This is a genomic window from Streptomyces sp. NPDC001668 (assembly GCF_042893155.1).
GTDB lineage: Bacteria > Actinomycetota > Actinomycetes > Streptomycetales > Streptomycetaceae > Streptomyces.
The window spans coordinates 474,364-497,775 of sequence record NZ_JBIAUQ010000005.1; the positions used below are offsets into that span (position 1 = coordinate 474,364).

At 71.6% G+C, this 23,412-nt stretch carries 22 protein-coding genes; 14 read left to right on the forward strand and 8 right to left on the reverse strand.

Going from position 1 to position 23,412, the window contains the following annotated elements:
* Positions 1-191 precede the first annotated feature (191 nt).
* The 3 genes from ACFYZ8_RS18670 to ACFYZ8_RS18680 all read right to left on the reverse strand — a co-directional run bounded on the left by ACFYZ8_RS18670 (position 192) and on the right by ACFYZ8_RS18680 (position 3,419).
* On the reverse strand, positions 192-1,028 hold the full coding sequence (locus ACFYZ8_RS18670; protein WP_359032075.1) for a prephenate dehydratase: 837 nt from the start codon (positions 1,026-1,028) through the stop codon (positions 192-194).
* 61 nt (positions 1,029-1,089) lie between these two features.
* Positions 1,090-2,754 carry a dolichyl-phosphate-mannose--protein mannosyltransferase gene (locus tag ACFYZ8_RS18675; RefSeq protein WP_388529855.1) on the reverse strand — a complete coding sequence of 555 codons (1,665 nt, stop codon included), beginning with the start codon at positions 2,752-2,754 and terminating at the stop codon, positions 1,090-1,092.
* Between the two features lie 92 nt (positions 2,755-2,846).
* A complete protein-coding gene (locus tag ACFYZ8_RS18680; protein ID WP_359032077.1) occupies positions 2,847-3,419 on the reverse strand; it encodes an XRE family transcriptional regulator in 573 nt (190 codons plus the stop codon).
* A gap of 64 nt (positions 3,420-3,483) precedes the next feature.
* Between ACFYZ8_RS18680 and ACFYZ8_RS18685 the strand changes: the two genes are divergently transcribed.
* The 6 genes from ACFYZ8_RS18685 (at position 3,484) to ACFYZ8_RS18710 (ending at position 9,484) form a co-directional block, all read left to right on the forward strand.
* Positions 3,484-4,431, forward strand: a complete 948-nt coding sequence (locus ACFYZ8_RS18685) for an NAD(P)/FAD-dependent oxidoreductase (protein ID WP_388529852.1) — start codon at positions 3,484-3,486, stop codon at positions 4,429-4,431.
* A 29-nt stretch (positions 4,432-4,460) separates the two neighbouring features.
* Positions 4,461-5,999 carry an ATP-dependent DNA ligase gene (locus ACFYZ8_RS18690; RefSeq protein ID WP_388529849.1) on the forward strand — a complete coding sequence of 513 codons (1,539 nt, stop codon included), beginning with the start codon at positions 4,461-4,463 and terminating at the stop codon, positions 5,997-5,999.
* On the forward strand, positions 5,996-6,454 hold the full coding sequence (locus ACFYZ8_RS18695) for an NUDIX domain-containing protein (RefSeq protein ID WP_388529846.1): 459 nt from the start codon (positions 5,996-5,998) through the stop codon (positions 6,452-6,454). Before ACFYZ8_RS18690 ends, ACFYZ8_RS18695 begins: the two co-directional genes overlap by 4 nt.
* A 71-nt stretch (positions 6,455-6,525) precedes the next feature.
* A complete protein-coding gene (locus tag ACFYZ8_RS18700; protein ID WP_388529843.1) occupies positions 6,526-7,911 on the forward strand; it encodes an NADP-dependent succinic semialdehyde dehydrogenase in 1,386 nt (461 codons plus the stop codon).
* Positions 7,912-7,936: 25 nt separating this feature from the next.
* On the forward strand, positions 7,937-8,173 hold the full coding sequence (locus ACFYZ8_RS18705; RefSeq protein WP_356104631.1) for a DUF6213 family protein: 237 nt from the start codon (positions 7,937-7,939) through the stop codon (positions 8,171-8,173).
* A gap of 159 nt (positions 8,174-8,332) precedes the next feature.
* On the forward strand, positions 8,333-9,484 hold the full coding sequence (locus tag ACFYZ8_RS18710; protein ID WP_388529839.1) for a cytochrome P450: 1,152 nt from the start codon (positions 8,333-8,335) through the stop codon (positions 9,482-9,484).
* A 96-nt stretch (positions 9,485-9,580) separates the two neighbouring features.
* Here ACFYZ8_RS18710 and ACFYZ8_RS18715 read toward each other — a convergent pair whose 3' ends face one another.
* A complete protein-coding gene (locus ACFYZ8_RS18715; protein ID WP_388529836.1) occupies positions 9,581-10,807 on the reverse strand; it encodes an acyl-CoA dehydrogenase family protein in 1,227 nt (408 codons plus the stop codon).
* 172 nt (positions 10,808-10,979) lie between these two features.
* Here ACFYZ8_RS18715 and ACFYZ8_RS18720 point away from each other — a divergent pair, with 172 nt between their 5' ends.
* Positions 10,980-11,624 carry a TetR family transcriptional regulator gene (locus ACFYZ8_RS18720; RefSeq protein ID WP_359032084.1) on the forward strand — a complete coding sequence of 215 codons (645 nt, stop codon included), beginning with the start codon at positions 10,980-10,982 and terminating at the stop codon, positions 11,622-11,624.
* A gap of 56 nt (positions 11,625-11,680) precedes the next feature.
* Here the strand turns inward: ACFYZ8_RS18720 and def are convergent, their stop codons facing one another.
* Positions 11,681-12,235: a peptide deformylase gene (gene def, locus ACFYZ8_RS18725; protein WP_359032085.1), complete on the reverse strand. Its 555-nt coding sequence runs from the start codon at positions 12,233-12,235 to the stop codon at positions 11,681-11,683.
* A 112-nt stretch (positions 12,236-12,347) separates the two neighbouring features.
* Between def and ACFYZ8_RS18730 the strand changes: the two genes are divergently transcribed.
* The 7 genes from ACFYZ8_RS18730 (at position 12,348) to ACFYZ8_RS18760 (ending at position 20,139) form a co-directional block, all read left to right on the forward strand.
* Positions 12,348-13,586: a MurT ligase domain-containing protein gene (locus ACFYZ8_RS18730; RefSeq protein ID WP_330268412.1), complete on the forward strand. Its 1,239-nt coding sequence runs from the start codon at positions 12,348-12,350 to the stop codon at positions 13,584-13,586.
* Positions 13,587-13,602: 16 nt separating this feature from the next.
* Entirely contained in the window at positions 13,603-14,331 is a 729-nt protein-coding gene (locus tag ACFYZ8_RS18735; RefSeq protein ID WP_359032086.1) for a glutamine amidotransferase, read from the forward strand.
* Between the two features lie 187 nt (positions 14,332-14,518).
* Positions 14,519-15,544, forward strand: coding sequence for a 6-phosphofructokinase (locus tag ACFYZ8_RS18740; RefSeq protein ID WP_359032087.1), 1,026 nt, complete (start codon positions 14,519-14,521; stop codon positions 15,542-15,544).
* A gap of 114 nt (positions 15,545-15,658) precedes the next feature.
* Entirely contained in the window at positions 15,659-16,609 is a 951-nt protein-coding gene (locus ACFYZ8_RS18745; protein WP_359032088.1) for a cytochrome c oxidase assembly protein, read from the forward strand.
* Positions 16,610-16,695: 86 nt separating this feature from the next.
* Positions 16,696-18,216, forward strand: a complete 1,521-nt coding sequence (locus tag ACFYZ8_RS18750; protein ID WP_389049853.1) for a DUF6777 domain-containing protein — start codon at positions 16,696-16,698, stop codon at positions 18,214-18,216.
* On the forward strand, positions 18,153-19,952 hold the full coding sequence (locus ACFYZ8_RS18755) for a protein kinase (protein ID WP_388529830.1): 1,800 nt from the start codon (positions 18,153-18,155) through the stop codon (positions 19,950-19,952). The genes ACFYZ8_RS18750 and ACFYZ8_RS18755 overlap by 64 nt, the downstream gene beginning before the upstream one ends.
* 13 nt (positions 19,953-19,965) lie before the next feature.
* The gene (locus ACFYZ8_RS18760; RefSeq protein ID WP_037710178.1) at positions 19,966-20,139 is read left to right on the forward strand and encodes a hypothetical protein; all 174 of its coding nucleotides are present in this window, start codon (positions 19,966-19,968) and stop codon (positions 20,137-20,139) included.
* A gap of 1 nt (position 20,140) precedes the next feature.
* Here the strand turns inward: ACFYZ8_RS18760 and ACFYZ8_RS18765 are convergent, their stop codons facing one another.
* The 3 genes from ACFYZ8_RS18765 to ACFYZ8_RS18775 are packed head-to-tail and all read right to left on the reverse strand — an operon-like array spanning position 20,141 to position 23,411.
* Complete coding sequence (locus tag ACFYZ8_RS18765; RefSeq protein ID WP_359032090.1) at positions 20,141-21,346, reverse strand: histidine kinase; 1,206 nt, start codon at positions 21,344-21,346, stop codon at positions 20,141-20,143.
* A complete protein-coding gene (locus ACFYZ8_RS18770; RefSeq protein ID WP_359032091.1) occupies positions 21,343-23,055 on the reverse strand; it encodes a cation acetate symporter in 1,713 nt (570 codons plus the stop codon). The genes ACFYZ8_RS18765 and ACFYZ8_RS18770 overlap by 4 nt, the downstream gene beginning before the upstream one ends.
* A complete protein-coding gene (locus ACFYZ8_RS18775) occupies positions 23,052-23,411 on the reverse strand; it encodes a hypothetical protein (RefSeq protein WP_031051946.1) in 360 nt (119 codons plus the stop codon). The genes ACFYZ8_RS18770 and ACFYZ8_RS18775 overlap by 4 nt, the downstream gene beginning before the upstream one ends.
* Position 23,412: the final 1 nt, after the last annotated feature.

Below are 23,412 nucleotides of genomic sequence, written 5' to 3' on the forward strand. Positions count from 1 at the left end.
ATACCGGGGTCCGACCGGGGTCTGACCGGGCTCCCCGCATACTAAGCGGTCGCTTGCCGATCAGGGAACAGTCGGCGGGGAAAGTGTCGGCACGCACACCGAGGGGGCCGCGCAGCGGTTACGCGACCCGGTGGGGCTCAAGTGGGTGACTGAGACGAATCGGGCGCCGGTCCCCGCGGGGAGGGCCCCGCTCAGTTCTCCAGGCGATGCGGATGCGCCGGGTACACGCCCAGAAGCCGGACCTCGGTGGAGAAGAACCGCAGTTCGTGCAGGGCGAGGGCGACGTGCTGCTCGTCGGGGTGGCCCTCGATCTCGACGTAGAAGCGGCTGGCGTCGAGCCCCGCACCGACCTGGTAGCTCTCGATCTTCGTGAGGTTCACCCCGCTGGTGGCGAACCCGCCGAGCGCCTTGAAGAGCGCGCTGGGGATGTTGCGCACGGAGAAGAACAGGCTCGTCATCGTCGGCTCCCCGGTGTCGGGGCCCACGGTGGCCTCCCGGGACAGGACGACGAACCGGGTGGTGTTGTCGGGGTCGTCCTCGACCCCGGCGCGCAGCACGTCGAGGCCGTACAGCCCGGCCGCGGCGGGCGGGGCGAGCGCCGCGTGCCGCGGGTCCGCCAGTTCGGCCACCTCACGCGCCGCTCCGGCCGTGTCGTCGCTGACGAGGGTCCGCCAGCCGCCCTCCCGCAGCACCTTGCGGCACTGCCCGAGGGCGTGCACATGGCTGCGTACGCACTCCACCTGGTCCGCCGTCGCCCCGGGCACGCCCATCAGGTCGAAGCGGATGGCGAGGAAGTGCTCGGCGATGATGAACAGACCCGACTCGGGCAGCAGATGGTGGACGTCCGCCACCCGTCCGGCGGCGGAGTTGTCCACCGGGATCACGGCGACGTCGGCCGTGCCGAGGGTCACGGCGTCCAGGGCCTGCTCGAAACTCGTGCAGGGCTGCTCGGCGCACCCGGGGTACAGGGTGTGTGCGGCGGTCGCCGAGTTGGATCCGGGTTCACCTTGGTAAGCGACGGTCGGCACTGGGGTGGTTCCCTGTCGTGGGGCGGCAGAAGCTCCGTAACGTATCAGGGAACCCCCGGCCTCAGATCCAGGTGTCCAGCCACATCCTGGAGTGCCAGTCGGCGTACGGGATCGTCTCGCCCGTGTAGAGCGGGAGGAAGTAGACGAAGTTCCAGGCGATGAGAAGGACGAGAGCGCCCGCGGCCACCGCGCCCCGGGTGCGCCGCCGCCGGTCCGCTCCCGGTGGGCCGAGCATCGCTCCGAGCATCATCGCCACGGCCAGGCAGAGGTACGGCACGAAGACGACGGCGTAGAACGAGAAGATCGTGCGGTCCTGGTACAGGAACCAGGGCAGGTAACCGGCGCCCACCGCGCACAGGACGGCACCGGCCCGCCAGTCGCGGCGCAGCGCCCAGCGGAAGAGCAGGTAGAGCAGGGCGGCGCACGCCGACCACCACAGGAGCGGGGTGCCGAGGGCGAGGACCGTCCGGGAGCAGTCGACGGCCGTGCGGCAGCCGTCCTGCCCCGGCTTCGGCGACTGGTAGTCGAACAGCACGGGTCGGCCCTGGACCAGCCAGCTCCAGGGGTTGGACTGGTACTTGTGCGGGCTGTGCAGCCCGACGTTGAAGTCGTAGACCGCCTGCTCGTAGTGCCACAGGCTGCGCAGCGGGGCGGGGATCCACGACCAGGTGCCGCCGCGGCCGTCGGCCCAGTGACGGCCGTAGCCGTCGTCGGACAGGAACCAGCCGGTCCAGGTCGCCAGGTAGGTCAGCACGGCGACCGGCACCAGGGACAGGAGGGACCAGCCGAGGTCCCTGTTCAGCACGGCCAGGTAGGGGCGGGGGGAACCGGCCACGCGGCGGGAGGCGACGTCCCACAGCACGGTCAGGACGACGAAGAAGACCAGGACGTACAGGCCGTTCCACTTGGTGGAGGCCGCCAGCCCAAGGAGGACGCCCGCCGCGAGCCGCCAGGGACGGAGCCCGGTCCCGGCGTCGTCGGCGGTGGACGCGTCCGGACGTACGCGGCCGTCCTCGCCGACGGGCAGGGCGGCCGCGAGCCTGGCCCGGGCGCGGTCCCGGTCGACCAGCAGGCAGCCGAAGGCCGCCAGCACGAAGAACATGACGACGAGGTCCAGCAGGGCGGTGCGGCTCATCACCACGTGCAGTCCGTCCACCGCGAGCAGCGCCCCGGCGAGGCATCCCAGCAGGGTCGAACGGAACAGCCGGCGTCCGACGCGGCACAGCATCAGCACCGACAGGGTGCCCAGGGCGGCCGTCATGAAGCGCCAGCCGAACGGGGTGAGGCCGAACATCCACTCGCCGAGGGCGATCACCCACTTGCCCGCCGGCGGGTGGGCGACGAACGCCCCGGTGTCGGAGAGCGAGACGACCTGCGGGTGGGCGAGGATCTGCGGGTCGGCGATCTTGCGGTCGGGCCAGTTGCCCTCGTAGCCGAGGCGCAGCAGGGACCAGGCGTCCTTGGCGTAGTAGGTCTCGTCGAAGACGACGGCCCGCGGCGTGCCGAGATGCCGGAAGCGGATCACACCGGCCAGGACCGCGACGAGCACCGGCCCCAGCCAGTCCCACACCGACCGCTTCGGGAAAGGCGGAACGAGACGCTCGCGGAGGTCGGTCGTCGCGGGGGCCGCGTATCCGAATCGGCGCAGTCGGTCCTGCCAGTCGGCGGGCGCGGCCGTGGAACGGGTCCCGACCGCGGGGGAACAGGTCAGGTCGCTGCTCGTCACCGGGCGACCTGCCGTGCCGCGCGGTGGGCCCGGGGCGGTATTGCGTGCATCCGGTGAACTTACCCGGGGCGTCGGCCGGTTGTCCCGGTGCCTCATGCCTTCCGGGGCCGCGCCCGTACGTGCATCCGCTCCCCCTGCGGCCCGAAGAGGCTGAGGAACTCGGCCGGCCCCTCCCCCGTCGACCCGAACCAGTGCGGCACCCGGGTGTCGAACTCCGCCGCCTCCCCCGCCGTCATCACCACGTCGTGGTCCCCCAGCACCACCCGCAGCCGCCCGGCCAGCACGTACAGCCACTCGTAGCCCTCGTGGGTGCGCAGCTCCGGCTCCTCCTCGCGGCGCGGCACCAGCACCTTGAAGGCCTGGAGGCCGCCGGGCTGCCGGGTGAGCGGCCAGAAGGTGCGCCCGTGCCGCTCCAGCGGCGCGGACCGCACCCGGGGGTCGCCGACCGGCGGGGCGCCGACCAGTTCGTCCAGCGGCACCTGGTGGGCCTGGGCGATCGGCAGCAGCAGCTCCAGGCTGGGCTTGCGCAGCCCGGACTCCAGCCGGGAGAGCGTGCTCACGGAGATGCCGGTGGTCTCCGAGAGCGCCGCGAGGGTCACCTCCCGGTCCTTGCGCAGCCGCCTGAGCCTGGGTCCCACTTCGGCGAGAACGTCGTCGGTACTCATACCCGTATTGCAGAATCGGCAAAGCCGTTTGTCAATCCCGCGTCCACGGAGCGACCGTGTGGCCATGACCCAGACATACGGAGAGACCTACGGCGAGACCTACGAAGTGATCGTGATCGGTGGCGGCGCGGCGGGCCTGTCCGCCGCCCTGGTCCTGGGCCGGGCCCGGCGTCGCACCCTGGTCGTCGACGCGGGCGAACCGCGCAACGCGCCCGCCGCGCACATGCAGGGCTTCCTGACCCGGGACGGCATGCCGCCCGCCGAGTTCCTGGCGATCGGCCGCGAGGAGATCAAGGGGTACGGCGTCGAACTGGTCCGGGACCGGGTGGTCGAGGTCGCCCCGGGCTTCGCCGTGACCCTGGCCGGCGGACGGGTGGTCCGGGCCCGCCGCCTGGTCGTCGCGACCGGCCTCAAGGACGAGCTCCCCGAGGTGCCGGGGGTCGCCGAGCGGTTCGGCAGGGATGTCCTGCACTGCCCGTACTGCCACGGGTGGGAGGTGCGCGACCAGGCCTTCGGTGTGCTCGCCACGACCCCGCTCAGCGTGCACCAGGCGCTGATGGTCTCCCAGTGGTCGAAGGACGTGACCCTGTTCCTGCACACGGTCGCCGAGTCGGAGCTCTCGGACGAGGACCTGCGCAGGCTGGCCGCGGCCGGGGTGAGGGTGGTGCCCGGCGAGGTCGCCGGGCTGGTGGTGACCGACGGCCGGCTCACCGCCGTACGCCTCGCCGACGGCACGACGCACGCGCGTGAGGTCGTCTTCACGGCGCCCAGGGCCGTCCCGCAGAACGGCCTGCTGGAGCGACTGGGGGCCGAGTTCCAGGAGACGCCCTTCGGCAGCTACCCGGTGGTCGACGGGACCTGGCGGACGACCGTGCCCGGCGTGTACGCCGTGGGCAACGCGGCCGGCTTCGGCGAACAGGTGATCAACGCGGCGAGCGCCGGGTACCGGGCGGCGGCCACGATCAACGGGGAGCTGCTGATGAGCGACCTCGACACGGCTGCCGGGGTGTAGACCGGCCGCCTCCGGTACACCCTGGAAGCATGTTGCTTGCCCGGCTGGCACAGGTGTCCCAGGACGTCGCCGCGACCTCGGCGCGCTCCAAGAAGATCGCGCTCCTCGCCGAGCTGTTCCGGGACGCGGAGGCGGACGACGTCCCGATCGTCATCCCGTACCTGGCGGGACGGCTCCCGCAGGGCCGGCTCGGCGTCGGCTGGAAGGTGCTGAGCCGCCCGGTCGCCCCGGCCGCCGAGCCGACCCTGACCGTCCGCGCGGTGGACGCCCTGTTCAGCGACCTCGGCAAGGTGGCGGGCACCGGCTCGCAGGCCGAACGGGCCCGGCTGGTCGGCGAGTTGATGGGCGCGGCCACCGAGGGCGAGCAGCGGTTCCTGTTCGGGCTGATCAGCGGCGAGGTGCGGCAGGGCGCGCTGGACGCGGTGGCGGTCGAGGGGCTCGCCCGGGCGACCGGGGCGCCCCCGGCCGACGTACGCCGTGCCGTGATGCTCGCGGGCTCCCTCCAGACGGTGGCCGAGGCCCTGCTCACCGACGGCCCGTCCGCCCTCGACCGCTTCCGCCTCACCGTCGGCCGCCCGGTGCTGCCGATGCTGGCGCACAGCGCCTCCTCGGTGGCCGAAGCGGTCGAGAAGCTCGGCGTGTGCGCGGTCGAGGAGAAACTGGACGGCATCCGCGTCCAGATCCACCGGGACGGCGACGTCGTACGGCTGTACACCCGCACACTCGACGACATCACCGACCGGCTGCCCGAACTGACGGCCGCCGCGCTGGAGTTGAGAGGTGAGCGGTTCATCCTGGACGGTGAGGTGATCGCCTTCGACGAGGACGGGCGGCCCCGCTCCTTCCAGGAGACCGCGGGCCGGGTCGGCTCCCGGGTGGACGTGTCGACGGCCGCCGAGGCGGTCCCCGTCTCGCCCGTCTTCTTCGACGCCCTGTCCGTCGACGACCGCGACCTACTCGACCTGCCCTTCGCCCAACGGCACGCGGAGCTGGCCCGGTTGGTGCCCGAGCCGATGCGGGTCCGGCGCGCGCTGGTGTCCGGCCCCGAGGACCTGGGCGCGGCGGAGGAGTTCCTCGCCGAGACCCTGAAGCGCGGCCACGAGGGCGTCGTCGTGAAGTCCCTCGACGCCCCCTACAGCGCGGGCCGACGGGGCGCCTCCTGGCTGAAGGTCAAGCCCGTGCACACCCTCGACCTGGTGGTACTGGCCGCCGAGTGGGGTCATGGCCGCCGCACCGGCAAGCTCTCCAACCTGCACCTCGGCGCCCGCACGGCCGACGGCGGTTTCGCCATGCTGGGCAAGACCTTCAAGGGCATGACCGACGCGATGCTCACCTGGCAGACCGAGCGGCTCCAGGAACTGGCCGTCGACAGCAGCGGTTACGTGGTGACCGTACGGCCCGAGCTCGTCGTCGAGATCGCCTACGACGGTCTCCAGCGGTCGACCCGCTACCCGGCCGGGGTCACCCTGCGCTTCGCCCGCGTGGTCCGCTACCGCGAGGACAAGCGCCCCGAGGACGCCGACACGGTGGAGACGCTGCTGGCCGCGCATCCCGAGGTGAGGCCATGAGGACGAGCGCGGGACTGCTGTTGTTCCGGCACGGCGGCGACGGTCTGGAGGTGTTGCTGGGCCATATGGGCGGTCCGTTCTTCGCGCGACGGGACGCCGGGGCGTGGACGGTCCCGAAGGGCGAGTACGAACCCGAGGAGCCCGCCTGGGACGCGGCCCGCCGGGAGTTCCAGGAGGAGCTCGGGCTGCCGCCGCCCGACGGGGAGGCCGTACCCCTGGGTGAGGTGCGGCAGACCAACGGCAAGGTCGTCACGGCGTGGGCGATCGAGGCGGACCTCGATCCGGCCACGGTGGTTCCGGGGGTGTTCAGCATGGAGTGGCCGCCGAAGTCCGGGCAGACGCGGGAGTTCCCCGAGCTGGACCGGGTGGAGTGGTTCGCCCTCGACCGGGCCCGGTCTTTGATCGTCAAGGCGCAGGCCGCGTTTCTCGACCGGCTGGCTGAGCACTCGGCCTGACGTCCACGCGTTGCGGTCGTCCGCGCCGCGCGGGAAGGTCGAAGCACAGTCAGCTCTTCAGGAGGTCGGTCATGCCCATCGCGACGGTGAACCCGGCGAACGGCGAGACGCTCAAGACGTACGAGGCCATGGGCGAGGAGGAGATCGAGCGCAGGCTCCAGCTCGCCGAGGCGACGTTCCGCACCTGGCGCACGACGTCCTTCGCGGAGCGCGCCCGTCTGCTGAACCGGGCCGCCGAGCTCCTCGACGAGGGACAGCAGGACATCGCCCGGGTCATGACCACCGAGATGGGCAAGCCGGTCAAGCAGGCCCGCGCGGAGGCCGCCAAGTGCGCCAAGGCGATGCGCTGGTACGCCGAGCACGCGGAGTCCCTGCTGGCCGACGAGGAGCCGGCGGCGCACGACGTCAAGGACTCCGGTGCCTCCCGCGCCCTGGTCCGCTACCGGCCGCTAGGACCGGTGCTCGCGGTGATGCCGTGGAACTTCCCGCTGTGGCAGGTGATCCGCTTCGCCGCGCCCGCGCTGATGGCGGGCAACGTCGGCCTGCTCAAGCACGCCTCGAACGTGCCGCAGACCGCCCTGTTCCTGGAGGACCTCTTCCACCAGGCGGGCTTCACCGAGGGCTGCTTCCAGACCCTGCTCGTCGGGTCCGGCGCCATCGACGACATCCTGCGCGACGAACGCGTCAAGGCGGCCACGCTCACGGGGAGTGAGCCCGCCGGGCGGGCGGTCGCCGCCACCGCCGGGGACATGGTGAAGAAGACGGTGCTGGAGCTCGGCGGCAGCGACCCGTACATCGTGATGCCGTCCGCCGACGTCGACCGGGCCGCCGAGATCGCGGTGACCGCGCGGGTGCAGAACAACGGCCAGTCCTGCATCGCCGCCAAGCGGTTCATCGTGCACACGGACGTCTACGACCGTTTCGCCGAGCGGTTCGTCGCGGGCATGGAGGCCCTCAAGGTGGGCGACCCGATGGAGGAGGACACCGAGGTCGGACCGCTCTCCAGCGAGCAGGGGCGGACCGACCTGGAGGAACTGGTCGACGACGCCAGGCGCAGCGGCGCGAGCGTGCTGTGCGGTGGGGAACGGCCCGACGGCCCCGGCTGGTACTACCCGCCGACCGTCATCGCCGACGTGACCCGCGAGATGCGCATCCACCGCGAGGAGACCTTCGGGCCGGTGGCCACGCTGTACCGGGCCGCCGATCTCGACGAGGCGGTGCTGATCGCCAACGACTCTGCGTTCGGGCTGAGTTCCAACGTCTGGACCCGGGACGAGGCCGAGGTCGACCGGTTCGTACGGGATCTGGAGGCCGGCGGGGTGTTCGTCAACGGGATGACCGCCTCGCATCCGGCGTTCCCGTTCGGCGGGGTGAAGCGGTCCGGGTACGGGCGTGAGCTGTCCGGGCACGGAATCAGGGAGTTCTGCAACATCACGACGGTTTGGCACGGAGCGTGACGCTTGCGCGACTAACATCCCGGGTGTGAACCGCGAAGTGACTCTGCCTCTGATCGTCGATGACCGCGGGACCTTGCAGGTGGCTGCCGCCGATGTGAGCAAGCTGCTCCGCAGTCTTGGCGGGCGGTGGCTGCACTTGGTCGAGGCCGGGGCGGAGGGGCTGGACGAGGATACGGTCGCCGCGCTGACGATCGAGCTGGCGAAGCTGGCGGACCGGATCGATGTGGCGTGCATTGCGCACAGTAGCGGTGGGGCGCCTTAGGGGGGCTTGTTCGCGGCCGGGTGCGGGTTCGATGTGGTTGCTCGCGCAGTTCCCCGCGCCCCTGCGGGGCGCGTCCTGCGTTCGGCGTAATCCCACGCGAAGTCGCCGCACGCTCAAGTGATCGTGGACTGGACCACCGCCCCGACGAGACGGCGTGAGATGACCACCGAAGAGACGATCACCGAGATCCTGTCCCCGATCCGGCACTGGCCGGCGCTCGCCCTGAACGGCGTCGACTTCGACCCGGTGCTGACCGAGCTGATGCGCGAGGGGCCCGTCACCCGGATCCAGCTGCCCAACGACGAGGGCTGGGCCTGGCTGGTGACCCGGTACGAGGACGTGCGGACGGTGGTCAACGATCCCCGCTTCAGCCGTGAGGCCGTCATGGACCAGCCGGTCACCCGGCTGCGCCGCTCGGTGGCCGCCGCGTTCACCGCCGAGGGCGTGGAGCGGGTCCGGGAGAAGTCCCGCCTGATGCTCGACGAGCTGGTCGACGAACTGGTGCAGGACGGCCCGCCGGCCGACCTCGGCGCGGCGGTGCTGACCCGCTTCCCCATCGCCGTGATCTGCGAGCTGATGGGCGTGCCCGCCGCCGACCGCCACGGCATGCACACCTGGACCCGGCTGATCCTGTCCTCCTCGCACGGCGCGAAGGTCAGCGAGCGGGCCAGGGACGAGATGGGCGCCTACTTCGCCGACCTCATCGGTCTTCGGGAGGGCGGCACCGGCGAGGACGTGACCTCCCTGCTCGGGGCCGCCGTGGGCCGCGGTGAGGTGACGCTGGAGGAGGCCGTGGGGTTCGCGGTGCTGCTGCAGACCGGCGGGGAGGCGGTGACGAACAACAGCGGCCAGATGTTCTACCTGCTGCTGACCCGCCCCGGCCTGGCCGAACGTCTGCGCGGTGAACCGGAGATCCGCCCGCAGGCCATCGACGAGCTGCTGCGCTGGATCCCGCACCGCAACGCGGTCGGCCTGTCGCGGATCGCCCTGGAGGACGTGGGGATCGCGGGTGTACGGATCCGGGCGGGTGACGCGATCTACGTGTCGTACCTGGCGGCCAACCGCGACCCCGACGTCTTCCCGTACCCGGAGACGATCGACTTCTCCCGCAGTCCCAACCCGCATGTGTCGTTCGGGCTCGGACCGCACTGCTGCCCCGGTGGGATGCTGGCCCGGCTGGAGTCCGAGCTGCTGGTCGGGACGCTGCTCGACCGCCTGCCGGGCCTGCGGCTGGCGGTGCCGGCGAAGCAGGTGCCGTTCAGGAGGGGCGCGTCGATCCGCGGCCCCGAAGCGCTCCCGGTGACGTGGTGACGCCTCCCGGAGGTCTCCTGGTCCCTCCGGGGCACGCCTTCGCCGACCCGACGGGCGGGCCGGCGAAGATGTTCGGCTGACGCCGCTCGGACACCGTCAGCGGATCGGCATCCCGGAGAGGGTGCGGGCGATCACCAGCCGCTGGATCTCGCTCGTCCCTTCGAAGATCGTGTAAATGGCCGCGTCACGGTGCATCCGCTCCACCGGGTACTCCCGGGTGTAGCCGTTGCCGCCCAGGATCTGGACCGCCTGCGCGGTGACCTTCTTCGCCGTCTCACTCGCGAAGAGCTTCGACATGGAACCCTCGGCCGCGGTGAACTGCTTGCCGTTGATCGCCATCCAGGAGGCACGCCACACAAGGAGCCGGGCCGCGTCGATGGACGTGCGCATGTCCGCCAGCTGGAAGGCCACGCCCTGGTTGTCGATGATCGGCCGGCCGAACTGCTCACGCGTCTTGGCGTAGTCGAGGGCGACCTCGTAGGCGGCGCGGGCGGTGCCCACGGCCATGGCGCCCACGGCGGGCCGCGACGCCTCGAACGTGGCCATCGCCGCGTTCTTCACGCGCTCCCCGCCGGCCTTCGCCCGCTCCCGGGCCCGCGCGAGGCGCTGGTCGAGCTTCTCCTTGCCGCCGAGGAGGCAGGAGCCGGGCACCCGGACGTTCTCCAGGACGACCTCGGCCGTGTGCGAGGCGCGGATGCCGTGCTTCTTGAACTTCTGGCCCTGGGACAGCCCGGGCGTGTTCGGCGGCACGATGAAGGACGCGTGGCCCTTGGAACCGAGCTCCGGGTCGACGACCGCGACGACGACATGGACGTTGGCGATGCCGCCGTTGGTCGCCCAGGTCTTGGTGCCGTTGAGCACCCACTCGTCCTTGGCCTCGTCGTACACGGCACGCGTGCGCATGGAGGCCACGTCGGAGCCGGCGTCCGGCTCGGAGGAGCAGAACGCGGCGACCTTGACATCGTTGGCGTCGCCGTACATCTGGGGGATCCAGGTGCCGATCTGTTCCTCGGTTCCGTTGGCGAGAACGCCCACGGCGGCGAGGCCGGTGCCTACGATCGACAGGGCGATGCCCGCGTCGCCCCAGAACAGCTCCTCCATCGCCATCGGGATGCCGAGCCCGGTGGGGTCGAAGTACTGCTGGGCGTAGAAGTCGAGGGAGTAGATGCCTACCTTCGCGGCCTCCTGGATGACCGGCCAGGGAGTCTCCTCACGCTCGTCCCATTCGGCGGCCGCGGGGCGGATGACGTCGGCGGCGAAGCCGTGCAGCCAGTCCCGCACCTCCTTCTGTTCGTCGTTGAGCTCCATGGTGAACTCGGCCATGTCCCCTCCAGCGGCGACGCACGTGCGTGTTACTTGCGGTAACTCGAGTCTGTTACCCACGGGTAGGAAAAGTCAACTCCCGATGACCAGTCAGCAGCCTGTTCGATGTCAACCGCCTGTCGGGTGTTAGTTTGCGCAGGCGTTACCGATTCAGCACGGGTGGGGAGAGCTCATGGACACCACACAGCGGACCGATCAGCAGCGGTCCGCCGACCGCCGCCGGCGCGAGCTGCTGGAGGCCGCGGACCGGGTGGTGCTGCGCGACGGCCCACAGGCCTCGATGAACGCCATCGCCGCGGAAGCGGGCATCACCAAGCCGATTCTGTACCGGCACTTCGGTGACAAGGGTGGACTCTACGCCGCCCTCGCCAAACGGCACACCGACGCCCTGCTCGACTCGCTGCGGGCGGCGCTGGACGCTCCCGCGGACCGGCGCGAGCGGGTCGAGGCCACGCTGGACACCTACCTCGCGGCGATCGAGGCCCGACCCCAGGTGTACCGGTTCCTGATGCACCCCGCCGAGGGGGGCCAGGTCGGGGACCAGGGGTTCGACGTCGGTAAGCATTCCGCGCCCCTGCTGCGCAGGATGGGTGAAGAATTGGGGCAGGTCATCGAGGAGCGGCTGGACCTCGGGCCCGGGAGCCAGCTGCTGGCGCGGGTGTGGGGGCACGGGATCGTCGGGATGATGTACGCCGCGGGTGACTGGTGGCTGGGGGAACGGCCGTGCTCCCGGGCCGAGTTGGTGCGGAGTATGGCCGACCTGTTGTGGGGCCGCCTTGCGGCGGCCGGGGACAAGGTCGGCGGTCCGGGCTTCTGACGCGCTCCGTCGCGTCTGCGGGTGAGTGGGGGCTGGTCACGCAGTTCCCCGCGCCCCTACCCGGGTTCACCTGCCCGGCGCCAAGAGGCCCGCCGCACCTGTCGCATCAGCTTTCGGTGACGCCATCCCTTCACGTGGTCCGCGTAGACCTTCCCCTCCAAGTGATCGCACTCGTGCTGAAGACAGCGGGCGAAAAAGCCTGACCCATGCACCGTGATCGGCTCACCCGTCATCGTGAACCCCTCCACCACCGCGTGGTCGTGGCGTTCCGTGCCCGCCTCCAGGCCCGGCAACGACAGGCAGCCCTCGGGCCCCCTGAACACCAGACCGTCCGCCGCCACCAGCCGTGGGTTCACCACGTGCCCAAGGTGGCGGACCTCCTCGTCGTCCGGGCAGTCGTACACGAACACGCGCAGCGGGACACCCACCTGGTTCGCCGCGAGGCCCACTCCCTCGTACGCGTACATCGTCGCGAACAAGTCCTCCACGAGCGTGGCCAGTTCCGGGCCGAAGTCCGATACGTCCCCGCAGGGTGCGTGCAGCACGGGGCTGTCGAGCAGGGTGAGGGGCCGGACCCGGCCGCGGGTGCCCGGAATGGAGCCGTTTCGCATGGCCGCAAGGGTACGGCGATTCGGGAGTGCTTACGGATCTCGATAGGCTGAGGTCCACACCACGTGGCCGGAGGCTGAGGCGCGGCGCGTACGCAAGGAGGATCGAGATCTGATGACAGGCAACTCGGACCCGCTCTCGCCGCGGGCCAAGCTGGCCGTGACGGCGGGCAAGGCCGTCGCGGCGGCATCCCGAGCCGCGGGTCGCGGCAGCGGTTCGGTCATCGGCGGCAAGGTGGCGCTCAAACTCGACCCCGACCTCCTCGCCCGGCTCGCCCAGCACCTGGACGTCGTCCTCGTCTCGGCGACCAACGGAAAGACCACCACCACCCGTCTGATCGCGGAGGCGCTCGGTGCCGCCGGGCCCGTCGTCTCCAACGCCCTCGGCGCCAACATGCCGGCCGGCATCACCTCGGCGCTCGCCGGTGGTTCGGACGCCCGGTTCGGCGTCATCGAGGTCGACGAGAAGTACCTCGCGGGCGTGGCCCGGGACACCGACCCCAAGTGCATCGCCCTGCTGAACCTCTCCCGCGACCAGCTCGACCGGGCCGCCGAGACCCGGATGCTCGCCGAGAACTGGCGTGAGGGACTCGCCGGTTCGAAGGCCGTCGTCGTCGCCAACGCCGACGACCCGCTCGTCGTGTGGGCCGCCTCCTCCTCCCCCAACGTCATCTGGGTCGCCGCCGGGCAGATGTGGAAGGACGACGCCTGGTCCTGCCCGTCCTGCGGTGGCGTGATGCAGCGGCCGGGCGACGACTGGTTCTGCGGCGAGTGCGGTTTCCGGCGTCCCACCCCGAGCTGGGCGCTCTCCGGCGACCACGTCCTCGACCCGCACGGCTCCGCCTGGCCGATCCACCTCCAGCTGCCGGGCCGCGCCAACAAGGCCAACGCCGCCTCCTCCGCCGCCGTCGCCGCCGTCTTCGGCGTACCCCCGCAGGTCGCCCTGGAACGCATGTACCAGGTGCAGGCGGTGGCCGGCCGCTACGACGTCGTCCAGTTCCAGCAGCGCGACCTGAGGCTCCTGCTCGCGAAGAACCCGGCCGGCTGGCTCGAGACGTTCAGCCTGATCGACCCGCCGCCGACCCCGGTGATCCTCTCCGTCAACGCCCGCGGCGCCGACGGCACCGACACCTCCTGGCTGTGGGACGTCGACTACACGCGCCTGACCGGCCACCCGATCTGCGTGATCGGCGACCGCAAGCTCGACCTCGCGGTGCGTCTGGAGGTCGCGAACCAGAACTTCCAGGTCTGCGACAACCTCGACCAGGCCGTGTCGATGAGCCCGCACGGGCGCATCGAGGTCATCGCCAACTACACCGCCTTCCAGGACCTGCGCCGCCGCGTCGGCAACTGAGACACAGGGGACTCTTGTGAGCGACAACCAACTGCGGATCGTCTGGATCTACCCCGACCTGCTCAGCACCTACGGCGACCAGGGCAACGCCCTCGTCATCGAGCGCCGGGCCCGCCAGCGCGGCCTCGACGTGGCCCGCCTGGACGTGCGCAGCGACCAGCCGATCCCGACCTCCGGCGACATCTACCTGATCGGCGGCGGCGAGGACCGTCCCCAGCGGCTGGCGGCCGAGCGGCTGCGCCGGGACGGCGGTCTGCACCGGGCCGTCGGCAACGGCGCGATCGTCTTCTCGGTGTGTGCCGGATACCAGATCCTCGGCCACGAGTTCATCAACGACCTCGGCCAGCGCGAGCCCGGCCTGGGCCTGCTCGACGTGGTCTCCGTGCGCGGCGAGGGCGCGCGCTGCGTCGGTGACGTGCTCGCCGACATCGACCCGCGCCTCGGCCTGCCCCCGCTGACCGGCTTCGAGAACCACCAGGGCGTCACCCATCTCGGTCCCACCGCCCGCCCGTTCGCCCACGTCAAGCTGGGCAACGGCAACGGCACCGGGGACGGCACCGAGGGGGCGTACAACGACACCGTCTTCGGCACCTACATGCACGGCCCCGTCCTGGCCCGCAACCCGCTCATCGCGGACCTGCTGCTGAAGCTGGCCCTCGACGTGAACGCGCTGCCGCCGACCGACGACCGCTGGTACGAGGCGCTGCGCAACGAGCGCATCGCGGCCGCTCAGCAGCCTGCCTGACCTGCGGGGACACGCTCCCCGCGAGCAGCCCGTCTGACGGTGCGCCCGCACAGGTGAGCGGGGTCGTCCAGCAGGCGGACGCATGCTTCGGCCCCGCCCCCTCCTGCCGCTAGGGTGGCGGGGTTCGAACCGGACAGCGTGGTCCGGACCCGTGCCACGTTCCCTCGCTGAGAAGGTTCCTGCGGCTATGCGCATTGGTGTCCTCACGTCCGGCGGCGACTGCCCCGGCCTGAACGCCGTCATCCGGTCCGTCGTGCACCGTGCCGTCGCCGACCACGGCGACGAGGTCATCGGCTTCCGGGACGGCTGGAAGGGCCTCCTGGAGTGCGACTACCTCAAGCTCGACCTCGACGCGGTGAACGGCATCCTGGCCCGCGGCGGCACGATCCTCGGCTCCTCCCGGGTCCAGCCCTCGCATCTGCGGGACGGCGTGGAGCGGGCCAAGGGGCATGTCGAGGAGCTGGGGCTCGACGCGATCATCCCGATCGGCGGCGAGGGCACGCTCAAGGCGGCCCGGCTGATGTCCGACGCCGGACTGCCGATCGTGGGAGTGCCGAAGACGATCGACAACGACATCGCGGTCACGGACGTCACCTTCGGGTTCGACACGGCCGTCGGGGTCGCGACCGAGGCGCTCGACCGGCTCAAGACCACCGCCGAGTCCCACCAGCGGGTGCTCGTCGTCGAGGTCATGGGACGGCACACCGGCTGGATAGCGCTGCACTCCGGGATGGCGGCCGGCGCGCACGCCATCGTCGTGCCGGAGCGCCCGTTCGACATCGAGGAGCTGGCCCGGCGGGTCGGGGCACGGTTCGAGGCGGGCAAGCGGTTCGCGATCGTCGTGGCGGCGGAGGGCGCCAAGCCGGCGCCCGGCTCCATGGCCTTCGACGAGGGCGCCAAGGACATCTACGGACACGAGCGCTTCGCCGGGATCGCCCGCCAGCTGTCGATCGAGCTGGAGGAGCGGCTGGGGAAGGAAGCCCGGCCGGTGATCCTCGGGCATGTGCAGCGCGGTGGTACGCCGACCGCGTACGACCGGGTGCTCGCCACCCGGTTCGGCTGGCACGCGGTCGAGGCCGTGCACCGGGGCGAGTTCGGTCACATGACGGCCCTGCGCGGGACCGACATCGTGATGGTGTCGCTGGCGGAGGCCGTGGAGACGTTGAAGACGGTGCCCGAGGACCGGTACGCGGAAGCGGAGTGCGTGCTCTAGATCAGGTCGTACGGCGGTGAGGAGTCCGCCCCCGGTCGCGGCCGCGGCCGGGGGCGGTTCTAGTCTGTGTGGCGGACAGACTTGTACAACCCCCACGAATCAGGAGCCGCCGCGATGGACCACAGCGGGCACGGCATGACACACGATCTGCCGCCGTTCACGCTGGGACGGGGGCTGCAGTGGTCGGCCGATCCCTTCTTCCTCGTCGCCTGCCTCCTCGCGCTCGGTCTGTACGCCTGGGGAGTCGTGCGGCTGCGGCGGCGCGGGGACTCGTGGTCCGTGGGGCGGACGATCTCGTACGTGGCCGGTGTGCTGACCATCGGGCTGATGATGTGCACCCGGCTGAACGACTACGGGATGGTCATGTTCAGCGTGCACATGGTGCAGCACATGGTGATCAGCATGCTGTCGCCGATCCTCATCCTGCTCGGGGCCCCCGTCACCCTGGCGCTGCGCGCGCTGCCCGTCGCGGGCAAGGGGCGCACGGGGCCCCGTGAGCTGCTGCTCGCGCTGCTGCACAGCCGGTACATGCGGATCATCACGCATCCGGCGTTCACCATCCCGCTGTTCATCGCGAGCCTGTACGCGCTGTACTTCACGCCCATCTTCGACTTCCTCATGGGGTCGAAAACCGGGCACGTCGCGATGATGGTCCACTTCCTCGCCGTCGGTGTCGTCTTCTTCTGGCCGATCATCGGCGTCGACCCGGGGCCGCACCGGCCCGGGTACCTGATGCGGATGCTGGAGCTGTTCGCCGGGATGCCGTTCCACGCGTTCTTCGGCATCGCGCTGATGATGGCGTCCGGGCCCATGGTGGAGACGTTCAAGAACCCGCCCGCCTCGCTCGGCATCGACGCGCTCTCCGACCAGAACTACGCCGGCGGTATCGCCTGGGCGTTCAGCGAGATTCCCTCCGTGCTGGTGCTGATCGCCCTGCTGTTCCAGTGGTACGGCTCCGAACAGCGGCAGGCCAAGCGCACGGACCGGGCCGCCGACCGGGACGGCGACAAGGAACTCGAGGCGTACAACGCGTATCTGGCCTCATTGAGCGCCCGCGAGCGTTGAAAGGCTTCGTCTTTCCGCAGCATTCAGTAGCATGAAACGCGTTGGGGGAACCGCCGGGGGGAGCGGTCATGACACTTCGCGCATTTATGCACAGGATCGCCGTGCTGGCGATTTTCTCACTGCTGCTGAGCGGCTGTGACAAGGGGAATCCACTGACGGTGGTGAAGGCGGTCGCCGTCGGCGTGCCGTCACTCGCGCCGTTCTTCGAGGAGAACAGCGGGCTGGGCCAGGACGCCGTCACCGTGCGGTCGCAGCCCGTCCAGGGCAGTCTCCAACAGGGGGACACACCCGGCCTGTACGGCGGCAGCAAGCAGCCGACCATCTGTGACGTCGCCAGACTCGAACGATTCCTCACCGATCCCAGGAATCACAAAAAGGCACAGGCATGGGCCGACGTGCTGCACATCGGCACGGCAGGGATACCGGAATATCTCGATCGGCTCACACCGGTTCTGCTGCGTCACGACACTCTCGTCAAGAACCACGACTACAAAAAGGAAAAGGCCGTCCCGTACAACTCCTTGCTCCAGGCGGGAATCGCGATTCTCGTCGATGAACAAGGGCTTCCGGCTGTGAAGTGCTCGTGTGGAAATCCACTGCGTCCCTTCGAGGGTGACACCGGACGGATTTCCGTCCAGTTCGAGCACGGGAACAAGAAGTGGGCGGGATACGAGCGTGATGCGGTGGTGGCCGTCAAGCCCGCGCCGCGGAAACTGGAGCGGATCGCTCTGGTCGACGTCCGGGAACCGGCCCGTGGCATCAGCCGTCCGGTCGGCACCACCGGGGAGAAGGACAGCACCTTCAACACGAAGAAGCGGCGTACGGTGCCGGACCTCGCCGGGACGACCTTCGCCCGGGCCGGCCGGGAGCTGATCGCCGCGGGGCTGGCGGTCGGGTACGCCGGGCCGGGGGTGCCGCCCGACGGCGCGAAGGTCACGGCGACCCATCCGCCCGCGGGGACCGAGCTGCCGTTCGGGCAGTACGTGATGCTGAGCGTGGCCGGCGCGAACACCTCCGGCGGGGCGGCCCGGCCCACGACCGCTCCCCCGGCGCCGTCGTCCTCAGGGGCGAAGACACCGCCCACGAGTACGCCACCGTCGGCGGGGCAGCCGGATTCGTCCGGTGGCCGGACCGGGGAGTCGTCGTCGGCGCCTCCACCCTCTTCGGTGCCTCCGTCCTCGTCGGTGCCTCCGCCCTCGTCGGTGCCTCCGCCCTCTTCGGTGCCTCCGTCCTCGTCGAGCGGCCGGCCGAAGGGCCCGTCGTCCCCGCCGCCGACGAGTACGGCGCCCGTCCCGCCGTCGCCCGACAGGTCGAGCAGTCCGCCCAGCCCGCCGCCCAGCACCGCCTCGCCGCAGCCGAGCAGCCATCCGGCCACCAGCAGCGCGCCACCGCCACCACCGACGACCACCAGCGTGCCCGCGAGCAGCGAACCGCCCAGCAGCGGCCCCGCGACCACTACGCCCGTCACCGGCGGCACAGGCACCACGGTGGCCGCCCAACCCCCGCAGAGCCCGAGGAACCCGCAGAACCGGGGAGTCACCGGATGCCTTCAGGATCACCGACGTCGGGAGTGGGCCGGGTCATCGCCGGCCGGTACCTGCTGCTGAACCCGCTCGGAAGCGGCGGCATGGGCCATGTGTGGCTCGCCCACGACCAGAGACTGGCCTGCGAGGTCGCGCTGAAGGAGATCGTGTTCCGTGACGCGGTGGAGGCGGACCACGAGCGGGAGGCCCGGGTGGCGCGGGCCCGCGCGGAGGCCCGGCACGCGGCGGGGCTGCGCGGTCACCCGCACGTGGTGACCGTGCACGACGTGCTGGAGCACGAGGGCCTGCCGTGGATCGTCATGGAGTACGTGGCGGACGCCGTGGACCTGCGCGACCTGGTCGAGACCCGCGGACCGCTCGCCCCGGCGGAGTGCGCCCGCATCGGCCTGGCCGTGCTCGACGCGCTGACCGCCGGGCACCAGCGGGGCGTGATGCACCGGGACGTGAAGCCGGCGAACATCCTGCTGGCGCCGGACCGCTCGGGATCGCCGTACGGGCGCGTCCTGCTCACCGACTACGGCATCTCCGTGCAGCCGGACGCCGGGGAGACCCGGTACACGCTGGCGTCGGTGCTGGTGGGCACGGCGGGCTATCTGGCGCCCGAGCGGGCCACGGGCGGCACGCCGACCCCGGCCGCCGACCTGTTCTCGCTGGGCTGCACGCTGTACCACGCGGTGGAGGGCGTGGGTCCCTTCGAGCGGGAGTCGCACCTGGCCGAGGTGACCGCGGTGGTCATGGAGGAGCCGCGGCCCGCGGTGCGGGCCGGTGCGCTGGGCCCCGTGCTCCAGGCGCTGCTCGCGAAGGACCCCGGCCGGCGCCTGTCGGCGGCGCAGGCGGAGGCCGCGCTGTCGCGGATCGTGACACCGCAGCCCGAGGCGTACGTCCGCACGCAGACCGACCTCGGCTCCCAGCCGCCCTGGGCGGCAGCGCAGACGCCTCCCGGGCCGTTTCTGAACGGCCACCGGCGGGAGCGTTCGCACGCCTTGCGGGCCGTCCTCGCCTGCGGCCTCGGACTGCTGCTGGCGCTGGGAGGTGTGTGGTACGCCCTGGCCGACCGGTCGTCGGACGGCGGGGGCGGGCACCAGGGTTCCGGGCTGCCGTACGGCGCGGCGGTCGGGCTCAGGAAACCGCTGCGGGACGGCGACTGCGTCATCGCCGACTGGCCGGGCTCCGAGCGTTTCCGGGGAACCCCCCGGCTGCGCCTTGACCCCACCTGCGGCACGGCCCCGGACGGGCAGGTGACGGCGTTCGTCCCGGCCGCCTCGGCCGGTGAGGCGCGGCGGACGGGGGCGGCGGGGTGCGAGGAGCGGACGCGGGAGGTCCGGGACCGCCTCGCGGACGTCCGCAGCCAGGCCGTCGTGCCGTCCGAGGGGGGCTTCGAGGCCGCGGGACGGCGTACGGCGTGTCTGGTGCTGGGCGGGAACGGGCCGGTCTACGGGCCGATCGGCACCCGTCGGAGGATGGGCTCGGGGTTCGCGGACACGGCGACCATGCAGCGGCGGGACTGCCTGGACGTGCGCACCAACCGGGACGCCCGGCTGGTCTCCTGCGCGGGTTCCTACGACGAGCAGGTGCTCGGATTCACCCGACTGGACCCCGATGTCACGCTGTCCGAGGCGCGGACCGAGTCGGACACGGCGTGCGCGCATGACGTGCCGCCGGGCGACTACGGCTTCGATCCGTCCGTCTACACGGCGGGCTCCTGGACCAGTGCGGGGCCCTGGAAGAACGGCACACATTTCGTCGTGTGCACCGTGCGCAGGCAGAACGGGGGCACCATGGAGGGGGACGAATCCTGAGGAGGGTGTCGCGATGCCCGGTACCGGATCCACGGATGGCTCGACCAGGACGATGGGGGTGCTCACCGTCGGCGGCCTCGTCGCGGTGACGGCCTACACGGTGGCGCTCGGCAGCAACGGCTGGTTGTGGTTCGGCTGGGTCGTGCTGGGCCTGATCACCCTCGGGATGGTGGCCACCCGCGGCTGACTCAGCCGTCCGTGAGGCGGCCCGCCGAGTGCACGCCCGGCTGGTACTTGGGCAGCCGGGCGGTGATCTTCATGCCCGCGCCGACGGCGGTCTCGATGACCAGGCCGTAGGAGTCGCCGTACACCTGGCGGAGCCGGTCGTCGACGTTGGAAAGACCGATGCCGCCCGAGGGGCTGACCTCGCCCGCGAGGATACGGCGGAGCAGGACCGGGTCCATTCCGGCGCCGTCGTCCTCGATGACGACCAGGGCCTCGGCGCCGGCGTCCTGGGCGGTGATCTGGAGGTGGCACTTCTCGGCCTTGCCCTCCAGGCCGTGCTTGATGGCGTTCTCGACCAGCGGCTGGAGGCACAGGAAGGGCAGGGCGACGGGCAGTACCTCCGGGGCGATCTGGAGGGTGACGGAGAGGCGGTCGCCGAAGCGGGCCCTGACGAGCGCCAAGTAGTGGTCGATGGCGTGGAGTTCGTCGGCGAGGGTGGTGAAGTCGCCGTGTCTGCGGAACGAGTAGCGGGTGAAGTCGGCGAATTCCAGGAGGAGTTCGCGGGCGCGCTCGGGGTCGGTGCGGACGAAGCTGGCGATCACCGCGAGCGAGTTGAAGATGAAGTGCGGGGAGATCTGGGCCCGAAGTGCCTTGATCTCGGCCTCGATCAGCCGGGTCCGGGACTGGTCCAGGTCCGCCAGCTCCAGTTGGACGCTCACCCAGCGGGCGACCTCTCCGGCGGCGCGCACCAGGACGGCGGACTCGCGGGGCGCACAGGCGACGAGGGCGCCGTGGACGCGGTCGTCGACGGTGAGCGGGGCCACGACGGCCCAGCGGACCGGGCAGTCGGGGGCGCCGCAGGTGAGCGGGAAGGCCTCGCCGCGGCCGGTCTCCAGCGGTCCGGCGAGGCGTTCCATGATCTCGGTGCGGTGGTGTCCGCCGACGCCGTCCCAGACCAGGACCTGCTTCTGGTCGGTGAGGCAGAGCGCGTCCGTGCCGAGCAGGGAGCGCAGTCTGCGCGCCGACTTGCGGGCGGTCTCCTCCGTCAGCCCGGCCCGCAGCGGGGGCGCGGCCAGGGAGGCGGTGTGCAGGGTCTCGAAGGTGGCGTGCTCGACGGGGGTGCCGAGGCCGCCGAGGTTCTGCGGGTGGGCCGTGCGCCGGCCGAGCCAGAAACCGGCCGCGAGCAGCGGGAGGATCGCCACGCACAGGCCGGCCAGGAATCCGCTCACGCCTTCACCTCCGCCCTGAGCTCCTCCGGCAGGTGGAAGCGGGCCAGGATCGCCGCCGTGCCCGCCGGGACCCGGCCCGCGGTGGCCAGCGACACCAGCACCATGGTGAGGAAGCCGAGCGGTACCGACCAGAGGGCGGGCCAGGCGAGCAGGGAGTGCAGGGTTCCGGCCGCCGGGAGGCCCGCCATGGTCGCGGCCACGGCGACGAACGCGGAGCCGCCGCCGACCAGCATGCCCGCGGCGGCGCCGGGCGGGGTGAGCCGCCGCCACCAGATGCCGAGCACGAGCAGCGGGCAGAAGGAGGAGGCGGAGACGGCGAAGGCGAGGCCGACCGCGTCGGCGACGGGCAGTCCGCCGACCAGGACGCTCGCGGCGAGCGGGACGAACATCGCGAGGGCCGTGCCGAGCCGGAAGTGCCGTACACCGCGCGTGGGCAGGACGTCCTGGGTGAGCACGCCCGCCACGGCCATGGTGAGTCCGGAGGCCGTGGACAGGAACGCGGCGAAGGCCCCGCCCGCCACCAGCGCGCCCAGCAGGTCGCCGCCGAGGCCGCCGATCATCCGTTCGGGGAGCAGCAGGACGGCGGCGTCGGCGTCGCCGGTGAGGGTGAGTTCGGGGGCGTACAGGCGGCCGAGGGCGCCGTAGACCGGGGGCAGGAGGTAGAAGCAGCCGATCAGACCGAGGACGGCGACCGTGGTGCGGCGGGCGGCGACGCCGTGCGGGCTGGTGTAGAAGCGCACGACGACGTGCGGCAGGCCCATGGTGCCGAGGAAGGTGGCGAGGATCAGTCCGTACGTGGCGTACAGGGGCCGGTCCTCGCGGCCCGCGGCGAGGGAGGTCGACATGCCGTCACTGGTGCCGCGGTCGGCGGCGGGGACCGTGGTGCCCTTGGTGAAGGTGAGGCGGGTGCCCTTGTCGATGTGGTGGGTGCCGGCGGGGAGCCGGAGCCTGTCGTCCTCGTGCGGCCGGCCGTCCACCGTGCCGCTCACGGTGACGGTCAGGGGGCTGTGCAGTTCGAGGTCGAGGGTGGAGTCGACGCGGACCACCCGCTGTTCGCGGAAGGTGGCCGGTTCCTCGAAGGCGTGGCTGGGGGCGCCGTCGCCCTGCCAGGCGAGGATGAGGAAGAGGGCGGGGACGAGCAGGGCGGTGAGTTTGAGCCAGTACTGGAAGGCCTGCACGAAGGTGATGCTGCGCATGCCGCCCGCGGCGACGGTGGCGACCACGACGACGGCGACGATCACTCCGCCGAGCCACTGGGGCGCCCCGGTCAGCACGGTCAACGTCAGCCCGGCGCCCTGGAGTTGGGGCAGCAGGTAGAGCCAGCCGACGCCGACGACGAAGGCGCCCGCGAGCCGGCGCACGGCCTGCGAGGCGAGCCGGGCCTCGGCGAAGTCGGGCAGGGTGTAGGCGCCGGAGCGGCGCAGGGGGGCGGCGACGAAGAGGAGCAGGACAAGGTAGCCGGCGGTGTAGCCGACCGGGTACCAGAGCATGTCGGGGCCCTGGACGAGGACCAGTCCCGCGATGCCGAGGAAGGACGCGGCGGAGAGGTACTCGCCGCTGATGGCGGCCGCGTTGAGGCGGGGGCCGACGGTGCGGGAGGCGACGTAGAAGTCGGAGGTGGTGCGGGAGATGCGCAGGCCGAAGGCGCCGACGAGGACGGTCGCCACGACCACCAGGGCGACGGCCGGGACCGAGTAGCTGGAGTTCACCGGTCCTCGACCAGCCGCACGAAGTCCCGTTCGTTGCGCTCGGCGCGGCGCACGTACCAGCGGGCCAGCAGGACCATCGGGACGTACAGGCCGAAGCCGAGGACGCCCCATTCGAGGCGGTGGGCGTCCGGCATCGCCGCGAAGAGCAGCGGGAGCGGGCCGATGAGCAGTCCGAGGAAGGCGAACACCGCGAGGGCGGCGCGCAGTTGGGTGCGCATCAGGGAGCGGACGTAGGTGTGGCCGAGGGTGGTCTGCTCGTCGATCTCGGTGCGCGGCCGGTAGTAGCCGGAGGCGGGGCGGCCGCGGCGGGGCGGGCCGGTGACGACGACGCGCCGCTCGACGGGATCCTGGGGCATG